13 protein-coding genes are annotated in these 12,882 nt (G+C 62.7%); 2 read left to right on the top strand and 11 right to left on the bottom strand.

The genetic code is table 11. The features are described 5' to 3' along the window. Positions 1–186: 186 nt before the first annotated feature. The 10 genes from cheT to NL154_RS01365 all read right to left on the bottom strand — a co-directional run bounded on the left by cheT (position 187) and on the right by NL154_RS01365 (position 8,600). Positions 187–576, bottom strand: a complete 390-nt coding sequence (cheT, locus tag NL154_RS01410) for a chemotaxis protein CheT (protein WP_088395213.1) — start codon at positions 574–576, stop codon at positions 187–189. Positions 577–592: 16 nt separating this feature from the next. Beyond that, the gene (cheD, locus tag NL154_RS01405) at positions 593–1,147 is read right to left on the bottom strand and encodes a chemoreceptor glutamine deamidase CheD (protein WP_210629220.1); all 555 of its coding nucleotides are present in this window, start codon (positions 1,145–1,147) and stop codon (positions 593–595) included. Then, a complete protein-coding gene (locus tag NL154_RS01400) occupies positions 1,144–1,533 on the bottom strand; it encodes a response regulator (RefSeq protein ID WP_004672258.1) in 390 nt (129 codons plus the stop codon). The genes cheD and NL154_RS01400 overlap by 4 nt, the downstream gene beginning before the upstream one ends. Continuing rightward, entirely contained in the window at positions 1,534–2,577 is a 1,044-nt protein-coding gene (gene cheB, locus NL154_RS01395) for a protein-glutamate methylesterase/protein-glutamine glutaminase (protein WP_210629221.1), read from the bottom strand. Next, a complete protein-coding gene (gene cheR / locus NL154_RS01390) occupies positions 2,574–3,482 on the bottom strand; it encodes a protein-glutamate O-methyltransferase CheR (RefSeq protein ID WP_434733459.1) in 909 nt (302 codons plus the stop codon). The genes cheB and cheR overlap by 4 nt, the downstream gene beginning before the upstream one ends. Next, complete coding sequence (locus NL154_RS01385) at positions 3,479–3,946, bottom strand: chemotaxis protein CheW (RefSeq protein WP_011424005.1); 468 nt, start codon at positions 3,944–3,946, stop codon at positions 3,479–3,481. The genes cheR and NL154_RS01385 overlap by 4 nt, the downstream gene beginning before the upstream one ends. A gap of 3 nt (positions 3,947–3,949) precedes the next feature. Beyond that, on the bottom strand, positions 3,950–6,229 hold the full coding sequence (locus NL154_RS01380) for a chemotaxis protein CheA (protein WP_221153991.1): 2,280 nt from the start codon (positions 6,227–6,229) through the stop codon (positions 3,950–3,952). Between the two features lie 17 nt (positions 6,230–6,246). After that, positions 6,247–6,612 carry a chemotaxis response regulator CheY1 gene (gene cheY1 / locus NL154_RS01375; protein WP_003570362.1) on the bottom strand — a complete coding sequence of 122 codons (366 nt, stop codon included), beginning with the start codon at positions 6,610–6,612 and terminating at the stop codon, positions 6,247–6,249. Next, the gene (locus tag NL154_RS01370) at positions 6,609–6,905 is read right to left on the bottom strand and encodes an STAS domain-containing protein (RefSeq protein ID WP_210629223.1); all 297 of its coding nucleotides are present in this window, start codon (positions 6,903–6,905) and stop codon (positions 6,609–6,611) included. The genes cheY1 and NL154_RS01370 overlap by 4 nt, the downstream gene beginning before the upstream one ends. A 63-nt stretch (positions 6,906–6,968) precedes the next feature. Beyond that, the gene (locus NL154_RS01365; RefSeq protein WP_210629224.1) at positions 6,969–8,600 is read right to left on the bottom strand and encodes a globin-coupled sensor protein; all 1,632 of its coding nucleotides are present in this window, start codon (positions 8,598–8,600) and stop codon (positions 6,969–6,971) included. A gap of 641 nt (positions 8,601–9,241) precedes the next feature. On the opposite strand from NL154_RS01365, the gene NL154_RS01360 reads away from it, so the two are divergent. Continuing rightward, on the top strand, positions 9,242–10,663 hold the full coding sequence (locus NL154_RS01360; RefSeq protein WP_210629225.1) for an ArnT family glycosyltransferase: 1,422 nt from the start codon (positions 9,242–9,244) through the stop codon (positions 10,661–10,663). Between the two features lie 16 nt (positions 10,664–10,679). Here the strand turns inward: NL154_RS01360 and NL154_RS01355 are convergent, their stop codons facing one another. Then, complete coding sequence (locus NL154_RS01355; protein WP_210629226.1) at positions 10,680–10,976, bottom strand: helix-turn-helix transcriptional regulator; 297 nt, start codon at positions 10,974–10,976, stop codon at positions 10,680–10,682. 34 nt (positions 10,977–11,010) lie between these two features. On the opposite strand from NL154_RS01355, the gene ybaL reads away from it, so the two are divergent. Next, a complete protein-coding gene (gene ybaL, locus NL154_RS01350) occupies positions 11,011–12,828 on the top strand; it encodes a YbaL family putative K(+) efflux transporter (RefSeq protein ID WP_434733458.1) in 1,818 nt (605 codons plus the stop codon). Positions 12,829–12,882: the final 54 nt, after the last annotated feature.

Here is a 12,882-nt window from a genome sequence, read left to right as displayed (position 1 = left end):
ACGATCCGTCAAAGACAAAGCAGGCTTATTGCCTCATCCGACGAATAATAGGCGAAACTTGTGCGAGCGTTTCGTGAGGAGCGCGCGAGAGCGAAAGGTTGAAGCATGTCGCGCGGCGAGTTTGCGAGAACGACATGCTTGAAAAGGACCCGAGGCGCGAGAAGCGGAGTTGAAAAACCGTTCGCTTCAGAAGAAGTCGAAGTCGCCGGCGGCCTTGCTCAGCGGCTGCGAATGACCGTGGCGCGTGGAGCCGCCCAGCGCCTTCTGCATCTCCGCCAGCTTGACGAGGCTGAGCGCGGTGGCGACGTCGACCGTCCAGCCGAGCGGGATTTCGCCGGTGATGGTGTCGATGAATTCGGCAAGGCCGCGTGACTTCTGCACGGCCAGGTCGATGCCCTGCATGACCTTCATGGCGTCAGGCGAGTTCAGAATTTCAGCGCCACCGAGGTCGAGAAGCTGCGGCTCGATGCGCTCGATCAGGTAAGCCACATCGTGCAGTTCCGAAACGATGCGCATCAGGATGTCGCTCAGCGCTTCGACAGGCGCGGGCGGCTCCATCACCGGAGTAAATGTCATATCAAAATCCTCGCCATCAAAAAAATTCGATGCTGGTTTCGGCGGGCTTCTGCGGAGCGGCGGGACGCTGCTCGAGAGCGACGGTTCTCTGCGTTTCGGCGCCGGTCAAAGGGTATTGCCGGGCCCGACCGGAGACCGGCCAATATTCGAGCTTGCGCCCATGCTCTCCGCCTGTGGAGGAGCCGACCACCGGAATGCCTTCATCCCTCAGGAACTGCATGGCGAAGGCCGCATTCTGCTCACCGACGTTGGAGAAAGTCGAGATCGTCTTGGCGCCGCCGAAGATCTTTGCCTCCAGCCGGTCGCGCCGGGCGCCCTGCTTCAGGAGACCGTTGATCAGCAATTCCATCAGATGCACGCCGTAGCGTGTGGCATCGCCGCCTGATGTCGGCGACGTCGCCGAGCCGGGCAACAGAAAGTGGTTCATGCCGCCGACACCGGCGACCGGATCTCTGAGGCACGCAGCCACGCACGAGCCGAGAATGGTCGAGAGAACCGCATTCGGATCGCTCAGAACCTTGTACTCGCCTTGAATGATGTGCACGCGGCGGGCTGCCCCCTCAATGATCATTTCAGAGCTCCAAACACGGCTTCGATAGCAGCTTTCATCTTCTCGATCGTGAATGGCTTGGCGAGCACGTTGTTGGCACCGAGCTGGGCCGCTTTCTGCACCAGCGCGCGATCGCCCTGGGCGGTGAGGATGATGAAGGCCGCCTTCTTGGTGTTCGGGTTGGTGCGCACGGCCTGAAGGAAGCCGATGCCATCCATCTTCGGCATGTTGAAATCAGAGATCACCAGGTGGTGCGGCTGCTCGGTCATGATCTTCATGCCCTGCTCGCCGTCGCCTGCGGATGTGATCTGCTTGAAGCCGAGCTGGGTCAGCGCGTCGCTGAGCAGCAACCGGCTCGTTACCTGATCATCGACGATCAGAACTTTGATTTTCTCCGCGATCGACATTTATTCGGTCCCTTCCTTTCGGGCGGCTGTCAATTTCAATATTTCTTCACCGATGGCAGTCAGTGGCAGCTGCTGCTCGACGGCGCCAAGTTCGTGAGCAACCCTTGGCATTCCGTAAACGACGCAGGTTTTTTCGTTCTGGCCGAGCGTTCTGGCGCCCGCGTGGCGCATTTTCAACAATCCGGCGGCGCCATCGCGGCCCATTCCGGTCAGAATCACGCCGACGGCATTGCGGCCTGCGAGTTCCGCGACCGAATCAAAGAGCACGTCCACGGACGGGCGGTGACCGTTGACGGGCGCCCGGTCGACGAGACGGCAGCACGGCGCGGAGCCGCCGCTGACCTGAAGATGACGTTCGCCGCCCGGCGCCAGATAGATCTTGCCGATCTCGAGACGGGCGCCGTCGGTCGCTTCCTGCACCACCGGCGCGCAGAGACGGTTCAGCCGCTCGGCGAAGCTCTTGGTGAAAGTCGGCGGCATATGCTGAGTGATGACGGTCGGTGGGCAGTTTGCCGGGAATTTCTGCAGCACGGCGATCAGCGCCTCGACGCCGCCGGTCGACGAGCCGATCGCGACGATCTTGCGGCCGACGCGAAAATCGGCGACGGAGGGCGGGGGCGCGACGGCGGCGGTCGGTTGGGAGAACTGACGCTGCGTGCGCGCGGCCGCCTTGACCTTCTCGGCGAGATCGCCGAAGGGCCTGGGTTCGCCGGGACCTGGCTTGCCGACGCAATCGAAGGCACCGATCTCAAGCGCCGCAAGCGTCGCTTCGGCACCGCGATGCGTCATCGTCGAGACCATGATCACCGGCATCGGCCGCAGGGTCATGATCTTTTCAAGGAAATCGAGGCCGTTCATGTTCGGCATCTCGATGTCGAGCGTCACGACGTCGGGATTCAGCCGCTTGATTGCCTCCCGCGCTTCCAGCGCGTCGCCGGCCTGGCCGATGACGCTCACTTCCGGGTCGGAGCTCAGCACCGCGGTAATCAAACCCCGCATGGTCGGCGAGTCATCAACAACGAGAACTCTGGCCGGAGCGCTCATGCCTTCCTCCCGAGACCCTTGGTCGTGTAGCGATAGGTCGTGATGCCGATATTGTCGAAGACGTGCTTCGCCTCACCGGAGACGCGCTCGGAATGGCCGATATAGAGATGGCCGCCTTCCGGCAGCAGGCCGGCAAAACGCTGCCAGATCTTTATCTGCGTCGGCTCGTCGAAATAGATGACGACGTTGCGGCAGAAGATGACGTCGAACTTGCCCTTGAACGGCCATTGCGCCATCAGGTTCAGCTCATTGTAGGTGATCAGCCGCTTGACGCGGTCGTCGACCTGGAACTTGCGCCGGCCCTGCACCTCGACTTCGCTGAACCATTGCTTGCGCATGGCGGGTGAAACGGTTTCGAGCGCGCTCTCGTCGTAGGCGCCGGCCCGGGCGATGGCGAGGATTTTCGGATCGATGTCAGTGGCCAGGATCTTGAAGTCGTAATCGGCGACGTTCGGCATCAGCGACAGCACGGTCAGCGCGATCGAATAGGGCTCCTGCCCGTCGGAGGAAGCAGCCGACCAGATGCGCACCCTGCCGCCCGATCTCGCCCGCTGCAGAAGCTCCGGCAGAACATGATCGCGCAGATGCTCGAAATGATGGTTTTCGCGGAAGAAGCGAGTGAAATTGGTCGTCAGATGCGAGAGCATTTCGCGGCGCGCCGCAGCCCCCGCCGGCGAAGCGACGAGTTCGCAATATTCCCGGAAGCCGGACAGACCAAGATTGCGGATATGTTTCGACAGACGCGAATAAACGAGCGAGGCCTTCGTCTCGTTGAGGAAGATGCCGGCATCCGAGTAGATCATGGCGGCGATTTCCGTAAGGTCGCGGCGCGTCAGCGGATATTCTCCGCTCGCCAGCACCTCATCGGCTCCCTGCCTCTGATCTTTTGCACCCATTGCACTCATGCGGCTTCGCTTTCGGTCTCGGAAAAGAGGGCTTCAAGTTCGATCAGGCAGATCATGCGCTTGTCGATGGCGAGAATGCCCCGGGCAAATTGGCGCTCGAGGTCGGAGGAGATTTCGGGCGTCGGCTGAATGATCTCGTCGGTGACGGTCAGAATGTCGGAGACGGCGTCGACCAGGAGGCCGACGACCTTGCGACGGACCTGGGCGACGATGATGACATGACGGGCTGTGGGATCGGCCGGCTTCATGCCGAGCCGGGCGGCAAGATCGATGATCGGCAGCACCGCGCCGCGCAGGTTGATGACCCCCAGCATATAGGCAGGCGAGTGCGGCATCGCGGTCGCGGGGGTCCAGCCCCGGATTTCGCGAACCGACATGATATTCACGCAAAATTCCTGATCTCCGATGCGGAACGCGATCAGCTCGCGATCCCCCTGGTTCAGACTTTTTACAGCGTACGACATTCCTTACCCTACCGCTGCTAACGACATTTCCGCTTTGAGCGACTGGCCGCGCGAGGCGCCGACAACCGCGTCGACATCGAGGATGAGCGCCACGCGGCCGTCGCCAAGGATGGTGGCGGCGGCGATGCCGGGCACATGGGTGTAGTTGGCCTCCAGGCTCTTGATAACCACCTGGCGCTGACCCTGGATGGCATCGACCATCAGGGCGCGCTGGCCGCCGCCTTCCGATTCCACCAGCAGCGCCACGCCCTCGACGGGGTTGGCCTGGGTCGCGCGGAAGTTCAGGATGCGACCGACATCGACCAATGGGCAGAACGAGTTGCGGATCGAGATCAGCCGGTGGTTCGCGCCGAAGGAGTGGATTGCGGACGCTTCCGGTTGCAGGGTTTCGACGATCGCGGTCAGCGGCACGACCAGCGTCTGGCCGGCGACGGTGACTACCATGCCGTCGAGAACGGCAAGCGTCAGCGGCAGGCTCATGGTGAAAACCGAGCCGTGGCCCGGCTTGGAGGTGATGTTGATGCGGCCGCCGAGCGCCTGGATCGAGCGCTTGACGACGTCCATGCCGACGCCGCGGCCCGATATGTCGGAGATCTTGTCGGCCGTCGAGAAGCCCGGCAGGAAGATCAGGTTATCGATTTCCTCATCCGACAGGTTGGCGTCGGCGGGGATGAGATCGTTGTCGATCGCTTTCTGGCGGACCTTCTCGCGGTTGATGCCGGCGCCGTCGTCGGCAAGCTCGATCAGGATGCGGCCTGAGCGGTGCTTGGCGGTGAGGCGAACCGTGCCTTCGGTGTTCTTGCCGGCGGCTGCGCGTTTTTCCGGGGTTTCGATGCCGTGGTCGACGGCATTACGGATCATGTGGGTCAGCGGCTCGGCCAGCTTGTCGATAACCGTCTTGTCGACTTCGGTATTTTCACCTTCGGTAATGAGGCGAATCGACTTGCCGGTCATATCGGCGATTTCGCGGACGATACGCGACATGCGCTGGAAGACCGGCTTGACCGGCTGCGCGCGGATCGCCATGACCGAGTCCTGGATCTCGCGGGTGAGCTGCTGCAGCTCCTCGAGACCCATGTTGATCGAGGACGTGCCTGTTGTGTCGTTCTCGATGACGCTCTGCGACAGCATCGCCTGGTTGATGACCAGTTCGCCGACGAGGTTGATGAGACGGTCGACGCGGTCGAGATCGACGCGGATTGTCTGGCCGGCGCCAGCGGCATTGTTCTGGGCGGCGGCATTGGCCGCGGCGGCCGCGGCGGCCGATTCCTTCTTCTCGACGCGAGCGGCGGCTGCCGCCATCTGCGTGACGTTGGAAGCGGTTTCGGCGGCGGCAACGGCAGCGGCCGTGTCTTCGGACCGTGCAGCGGAAACGCTCTCCGTTGCGTCGGTCTCGTCCAGGATCGAGAGGTCGAAGGGAACCGGCACCATCGGCAGTTCCTCGTTGCTCGAAGCGGCGCCACTGGTCTCCTCAACCGGCTTCACCGTCAGCTCGCAATCCCACTCGGCGAATTCGAAGACGGCGCGGATTGCATCCTCGCCCTTGTCGGTCTTGAGCGTGACGTTCCAGAAGAAATAGGCAGCCTCCGGATCGAGCTCTTCGAGACCCGGCAGCTCATCCGTATTGCAGTAGATCGTCATTTCGCCGAGGCGCGAAAGGTCGCGCAGCAGCAGGGTGGCGTCGTTACCCTTCGAATAGAGTTCGTGGCGCGGCTTGAAGGTGATCTCGTAGGCCGGCAGGCCGGTCTCTGCGCCGTCCTCGTCGGCGAAATCGTCGAAGGAAAAGGGGACGGGCTGGAAGCCGCTGTCGTCGGTCGGCTTGGGGGCCGGCGCCGGAGCGGCCGGAGACGCCTTTGCGGCGGCCTTGGGCGCAGGCGCTTCGGCCGAAGGAGACGGCAGCTCGCCGTTGGCCAGCGCCTCGAGCTCCTTGACGAGGCCGCGGCTGCGGCTTTCATCGACACTGCCGCCGTCGCGTGCAGCATTGGTCAGGTCGGCGAGCACATCGGCCGACTTCAGCATCACCTTCAGGACGTCCTGGGTCGGCTCGAGCTTGTTGGAACGAACGCAATCGAGAGTGGTCTCGAAAACATGGGCGAAGGCAACCAGATCATCAAGGCCGAAGGCGCCGGCACCCCCCTTGATCGAATGCACGGCACGGAACACCGCATTGACGGTTTCCGGATCGCGATCGCCATCGTTCATTTTCAGCAGACCGGATTCCAGCTCGGCGAGCTGTTCCTCGCACTCCTGGAAAAAGATCTCTTTGATTTCGTTCATATCCATAGGAGCAAATCCTGGGTTTAAGCGGTTACGCGCTCAATTGCATCGATCAGCTTGGCCGGGTCGAAAGGCTTGACGATCCATCCGGTGGCGCCGGCCTGGCGGGCGCGGTTCTTCTTTTCCGCATCGCTCTCGGTGGTCAGGACCAGGATCGGGATCGCCCGATATTTTTCGTTGCGGCGCACACCTTCGATGAAGCCGAAGCCATCGAGGCGCGGCATATTGATGTCGGTCACGATCACGTCAGGATTGGATTCTTCGAGCACCTCAAGGCCCTCGACGCCGTCTTCCGCCTGGATCGTCTCGAAACCGGCATTGTTCAGCGTCACGAGCAGCATGTTTCGGATGGTGCGGGAATCATCCACGGTAAGCACTTTTTTCTTCATTGCCGAATCTCCTTGGCAAGCAGGTGGTCAATATTGACGCCAACCAGCTGCATGGTTTTGTGAAATGCGTCGGACACCTTGGAGAAGGTGAATGGCTGCTTGTCCTGCTCCCAGGTCTTCTCGGCGGACATCAGGACCTGAGCGCAAAGAGCCCCGATCCGCTCGACGCCCGATGCGTCAATTGAAAGACCGCTGCCCCTGAGAGAAAGGAGCTTGTCACGCAAGGCGGAAGCCTCGTTGAGATCGAGCACCGCTGTCAAATTCAGCGTCTTGCCACTCTTCTTTGCTACCATCAGCTTGTCCTTGTCCCTTTGTCCCCGGCCCGAAAAGATGAGCTGCGGCGATCATCCGATAGGTTAGTAAACATTCCGCCCACCTCCGACGCTTACGAGCGATTGCGGAAGGCCAAAATCATCATTTTCGTATTCGTCTTCGACCGCAGGACGGGCAGCCGCTTCGATCGCGCGCGACGGCGCCGCGCGGACCGATGCTGCACGCCCGGTGTGCGCATTTTCCCGGGCGATGCGGAATTCGCGAATCGTCTGGCCGAGCTCGAGAATGACGGTATGGAGGTGGTCGGCGCCTTCGGCGGAGCATTCGGCCAAACCGGCATTGTCCGCCACCTCTGCGCCGAGACCCTTGACGTCGGCCGCCACGCCGTCGAGGCTTGCGGCATGCTCGCCGGTCCTGGTGGCGATGCCGGATATGGCGGCGTTGATGTCGGTGACCTGCCGCACGATGCTGCCGATCGAATCCTGGGTACGTCCGACCATCTGCACGCCGGCGTCGACCTGCGCCTTGGTCGTCGTTACCAGGGTCTTGATCTCGCGGGCGGCGTCGGCCGAGCGCTGGGCAAGCGCGCGGACTTCCTGGGCAACGACGGCAAAGCCGCGGCCGGAATCGCCAGCGCGGGCCGCCTCGATGCCGGCGTTCAGCGCCAGCAGATTGGTCTGAAAAGCGATCTCGTCGATCGCGCCGATGATCTGGCCGATCTTCTCGGCCGACTGCTCGATGTCGGCCATGGCGCTGATGGCGCGGCCGACGACCTCGCCGCTTTGTTCGACCGCAGCGCGCGTCGAGGCGGCCGCCTGTTCGGCGGCGCGGCTGTCGGCGGCGCCGTCGCGCACGCTTCCGGCAATGCCGGCAAGGGCAGCGGCGGAAAGCTGCAGCCGGCCTGCCTGGCCGGACGCAGTGCCGGCGAACTGCCGCGACTGAGCGGCAAGCGAAGCGGTCGCCGTCTCGGCCTTATCAGCGCGTTCGGTCATGGCGGCGAATTCTGCCTGCAGGCCATCCAAGGCGCCGTTCAGGGCGGCGGCGATGCCGGCATAGGCGCCGTCGGCCTCGACAGGCGCGCGCCGCGTCAGGTCGCGGGCGGCGAGGCCCTCGATAACCTCACCGAAGATCCGCCCAATCTCCGCTTCACTTCCGGCGCGCTGATCGGCGAGCGCGCGGCTCTGGGCGGCTCGCAGCGCATTGAAGCGAAGCGAAACGGCAATTTCCACATCGACCATGACGATGCGGATGATCGCCGTCATCAGATCGGAAATTTCGCGGGTGCGGCGCCTGGCCGAGGGCAGCAGGGGCCGGCCGGCGATCTCTTCGGCGAGGCCGGAAAGGACGTGTTCCAGCATGACGCCATGGCCGGCCACGTGCCAGCGCGGCTCGAGGCCCATCTTGCTTTCGGTGTCGGCGAGGACCTTGACACGCTCGGCATAGAGGCTGTCGAAGCGCGCATCCGTCAGCAGGTCCCAATGCGAGGACTGCAGATCATGCAGACGATCGACCTGTCGGTCGCTCTCGAAATTGCGAGCGGCGTCGGGATAGGACTGGAACCTGTGGAAGAGATCGCGCAGGCCCGCTTTCAGATGCGCTTCGAGGGCCGGTCGGTTACGGCGCACCAGTTCGCACTGATCGGCATCGAGACCGGCAAAACGCAGGCGGTCGCGCAAGCTGCCTGCCTGCGCTCCACGAGCCTGATCTGATGGCATGTCCTGCCTCAACGCCTGTCCCCGACCCACTTTCCAGGCGAATGCCCGGCAAAAACTTTTGCAGCATTCGATGAACGCAAGCGCGGAGCCGGTCTTCACCACCGGCGACGACCGGCAGGTAAAAGCCCCTGATCAGCTATGTTTCGAAGCTGTCTGAAGAGATGGATACCGGATCGACCCGGTACGGCGGTACGGCGTCATGCCTGCTGGGAACGAGCACATCTTCCCATTCCGACGTGTAACCCAATGTTTATGGTTAATTCCTTGCCCGAAGGTTAATACGCCGTTCCAGGCGCAGGCTTTTGGAGCAATTCAAGGCAGTTCGCAGGAAATACTTCCACGGAGTTGCACGGCTGCTACAAGGCACACGCAAGCTCCGTGTTATAGGCCGGTCGACAACCAAGACATGACGTCGACAAGGACAGAGCAATGATTGTTCTCGGATTGGGTTCCTGCTTGATCGCAATGGGCGTACTTGCCGCCATCGCCAGCCTCGATTTCCTTGCCGCAAACCGCGACATCCGCATGCTTCGGGTGTTCTGAAAGCTCTCCCGCTCCAAGCCGATCCATCCCCCGTTGGCAGTCCGGCGCCTTTGGTGTAATCGCACTCGCGCCTTTCATGTCAGCGGAACACTCGGTTCATGTCCCCCAGATCTGGTCTCCTCATCGTTCTCGGCTTCACGTTCTGGCGTGTCGTCACGCTGCGTTTCGATGCTACTGACCTGTTTGTCGACGAGGCGCAGTACTGGTTCTGGTCGCAGAATCTCGATCTCGGCTACTATTCGAAACCACCGATGATCGCCTGGGTGATCCGGGCAATGACGGAGCTTTCCGGCTCCAACGCCATCTATTTCATCAGGCTGCTCGGGCCGCTGATCCACATGGCGGCGGCACTGGTGCTGATGAAGGTGGCAAAGCGTTTCGTCGGGCCGGAGATCGAAGGCTGGACGGGCGCCACCTATATTACGCTGCCGGGGGTGGCGCTTTCTTCAGTGTTCTTCTCGACCGACGTCATCCTGCTGTTCTTCATCGCGATCGCTCTGCACGCCTATTTTGGCCTGACGCAGCGGCGCTCGGTCGGACTGGCGCTCATCATGGGCCTCGGCGTCGGCCTCGCCTTCCTGACGAAATATGCCGTGCTGTTCGTCGTACCGGGCGGCGCGATCGCCCTCCTGCTCATTCCGTCGGCGCGCATCGCCGTCCGGGACTTCATCATCGCGGTCGCGGTTGCGGCTGTCGTCGCCCTGCCAAACCTCTGGTGGAACCTGCAACACGACAATACGACGGTGCGCCATACGCAGGATATCGCCCATTGGAGCGACATCGGCATCAATCTGCGGCGCGGGCTCGAATTCTTCTCCGCCCAATTCGGCGTCGTCGGACCGATCATCTTTTTCGCAATGCTCTGGGCGGTCTATCGCATGATCAAGGGCCGGAGCGACGACCGCGAAAAGATGCTGATCTGGCTGTCGATGCCGGTGGTGGTGCTGATCACCTTGCAGGCGACGGTCGCGAAAGCCTATGCCAACTGGGCCGTGACCGCCTATGTCGCGGGGACCATTCTTGCCGTCTGGCTGCTTTACCGGATGTGGCCTAAGGGGTTGAGGCTGTCGCTCACCATCAACGGCATCGCAAGCCTGCTCTTTCCGCTGGCGACGATCTTTCCGCAGCAATTGCTGCTGCCGAACGGCGACGAATTGATGAAGCGCTATCTTGGTCGCGCCGAGGTCAGCCGCGAGGCGGGAGCCCTTGCAGCTCAGGCCGGCACCGACATTATCGTCACCGACAACCGCGATATGGTCGCCGACCTCTTTTATACACTGCGCGACGCATCCTACAGGATCTACGCCCGGGCGCCTGCAGGACTTCCGGAGAGCTACTACGAGCAGGAGTTCGCGCTGCCCGCCGACGTCACCGGCAAGGTGCTTTTCCTGACGGACGTCCCCCTTAGCTGTGCCACAGAAACGCCGGAGGTACTGAAGAAATGGCAGCCGACCGCGGGCTATTACAAGGGCAAGGCGCTTTCCATCTACAAAGTCTCCGCCGGCTGCCTGGCGCCCTGAGCCGGCTTCAGCCTGTTCAATTGGGCAGGCAGAGGCCGGTGCCTGCCCCTTCGATCTCGACGAACCTGACACCACCCCTTTCGAAAGCAAGGCGCAACTGCGCCTCCGTCGCGCGGTGGATGTCGTGGTGGCGTCCCTCGTAATCGCGGATGGTGCTGCGCGAGACGGCGGCTCTTTCGGCCAGATCGGCCTGGGTCCAATCTAGCAGGCCGCGCGCCGCGCGGCAGAGAGCCGGGGTGAGAATTGTTTCCCTTGCGCCTTGACCCATGGTGTGATGTTGCCCATATTGGTTGAGATAGACCATATATGTCATATTACGCACGGGATTTCCAGATCGGGAGACAGCAATGCCGCACGATACGCCCTTGATTTCGACAATCGTTGGCGGCCTCGTGCTGGCTTTCATCTTCGGCGTCCTTGCTCATCGGCTGCGCATGCCGCCGCTCGTTGGCTACCTGATCGCCGGCGTGCTGGTGGGACCGCACACGCCGGGCTACGTGGCGGATCAGAGCCTTGCGCCGGAGCTTGCCGAAATCGGCGTCATCCTGCTGATGTTCGGCGTCGGGCTGCATTTCTCGCTCAAAGACCTGCTGTCGGTACGCGGCATCGCGCTGCCGGGTGCCATCGTGCAGATCAGTTTTGCGACTTTGCTCGGCTGGGGGCTCGGCGCCTTGATGGGCTGGCCGACCGGCGGCAGCCTGGTCTTCGGCCTGGCGCTGTCGGTCGCCTCTACCGTCGTGCTCTTGAAGGCGCTGCAGGAGCGCCGGCTGGTGGAGACGGAGCGCGGCCGGATCGCCGTCGGCTGGCTGATCGTCGAAGACCTCGCCATGGTGCTGGCGCTGGTGCTGATCCCGGCGGCAGCCAGCATCGGCGGCGGCCATGGTCCGGTCGAGCCGCTGTCGGCGGCTCTGAACAGCCTGCTCGGCCTCGATCTCGGCATCGGCGGGATGATCGCCATGACGCTGGTCAAGGTGGCGCTGTTCGTGGCGCTGATGCTGGTCTTCGGCCGCAAGCTCATTCCCTGGACGATGCACCGCATCGCCCATGCCGGCTCGCGCGAGCTCTTCCGGCTCGGTGTGCTCGCCATCGCTCTTGGCGTTGCCTTCGGCGCGGCGAAGCTCTTCGGCGTGTCCTTGGCGCTCGGCGCCTTCTTTGCCGGCATGGTGCTGGCCGAAAGCGAGCTCAGCCACCGCGCGGCCCAGGAAAGCCTGCCGCTGCGCGACGCCTTTGCCGTGCTCTTCTTCGTCTCGGTCGGCATGCTGTTCGATCCGAACATCCTGCTCGACAGGCCGCTGCCGATCCTTGCCACCGTCTTCATCATCGTCATCGGCAAGTCCGTCGCCGCCTTTCTGATCGTGCTCGCCTTCAGGAAGCCGCCCGGCACGGCGCTGACGATTTCGGCAAGCCTCGGTCAGATCGGCGAGTTCTCCTTCATTCTCGCCGCTCTCGGCACCGAACTCGGGCTGTTGCCGGAGGAGGGCCGCGACCTGATTCTTGCCGGCGCCATCATCTCGATCGTCCTCAATCCGCTGCTGTTCTTCCTCTGCGACCGCATGCGGCCTCTTCTCGAAGGTGCAAAGCGCGAGGAAACCGTGGCCGACCCCGCTTCCGCCGCGGTTGCGGATCCCGCTCAAGAGCAGGCGGCGTCTGACAACGACGACGCGCATCCGACCACGCTAACCGGCCACGCGATCCTCGTCGGCTATGGCCGGGTCGGCAGGATCGTCGGGCAGAATCTCAAATCGTCCGGCACGCCCTTCCTCGTCATCGAGGATTCCGACAAGCGCATCGGCGAGTTGAAAGCACAAGGGATCGAAGCCTTCATGGGCAATGCGGTGGCGCGGGAGACGCTCGATCTCGCCAATCTTTCGACTGCGCGCAGCCTCGCCATCGCCATCCCGAACGCCTTTGAGGCCTGTCGCATCGCCGAGCAGGCGCGCAGCGTCAATCCCTCGATCCTCATCGTCGCCCGCGCCCATTCCGACGCCGAGGTCGACGAGCTGAAGCAATACGGCGCCGACACCGTCATCATGGGCGAACGCGAAATCGCGCTTGGCATGGTTGACCGGCTCGCTCAAGTGCATCATGAGAGTGTTTCCTATGAAGACAGGCAGGAGCCTGATACAATCATCCCGACGGGCACTGCTCCGCCGGAAAGAGAATGAGAGATTGGCGCGCTTTTGAGCCGATACGGTAGTGACATCGCCGGGACGGAGGAG

Origin of the sequence: Rhizobium sp. YTUHZ044 (assembly GCF_051123975.1) — a bacterium.
Classification (GTDB): Bacteria; Pseudomonadota; Alphaproteobacteria; order Rhizobiales; family Rhizobiaceae; genus Rhizobium.
The sequence above is the reverse complement of the archived record's forward strand: the minus strand, read 5'-3'. Positions and strand labels throughout refer to the sequence as shown.

Bases quoted from the DNA above. Each gene is read 5' to 3' on its own strand.
- cheT (WP_088395213.1), bottom strand. From the start codon at position 576: ATGACATTTACTCCGGTGATGGAGCCGCCCGCGCCTGTCGAAGCGCTG.
- cheD (WP_210629220.1), bottom strand. From the start codon at position 1,147: ATGATCATTGAGGGGGCAGCCCGCCGCGTGCACATCATTCAAGGCGAG.
- NL154_RS01400 (WP_004672258.1), bottom strand. From the start codon at position 1,533: ATGTCGATCGCGGAGAAAATCAAAGTTCTGATCGTCGATGATCAGGTA.
- cheB (WP_210629221.1), bottom strand. From the start codon at position 2,577: ATGAGCGCTCCGGCCAGAGTTCTCGTTGTTGATGACTCGCCGACCATG.
- cheR (WP_434733459.1), bottom strand. From the start codon at position 3,482: ATGAGTGCAATGGGTGCAAAAGATCAGAGGCAGGGAGCCGATGAGGTG.
- NL154_RS01385 (WP_011424005.1), bottom strand. From the start codon at position 3,946: ATGTCGTACGCTGTAAAAAGTCTGAACCAGGGGGATCGCGAGCTGATC.
- NL154_RS01380 (WP_221153991.1), bottom strand. From the start codon at position 6,229: ATGGATATGAACGAAATCAAAGAGATCTTTTTCCAGGAGTGCGAGGAA.
- cheY1 (WP_003570362.1), bottom strand. From the start codon at position 6,612: ATGAAGAAAAAAGTGCTTACCGTGGATGATTCCCGCACCATCCGAAAC.
- NL154_RS01370 (WP_210629223.1), bottom strand. From the start codon at position 6,905: ATGGTAGCAAAGAAGAGTGGCAAGACGCTGAATTTGACAGCGGTGCTC.
- NL154_RS01365 (WP_210629224.1), bottom strand. From the start codon at position 8,600: ATGCCATCAGATCAGGCTCGTGGAGCGCAGGCAGGCAGCTTGCGCGAC.
- NL154_RS01360 (WP_210629225.1), top strand. From the start codon at position 9,242: ATGTCCCCCAGATCTGGTCTCCTCATCGTTCTCGGCTTCACGTTCTGG.
- NL154_RS01355 (WP_210629226.1), bottom strand. From the start codon at position 10,976: ATGACATATATGGTCTATCTCAACCAATATGGGCAACATCACACCATG.
- ybaL (WP_434733458.1), top strand. From the start codon at position 11,011: ATGCCGCACGATACGCCCTTGATTTCGACAATCGTTGGCGGCCTCGTG.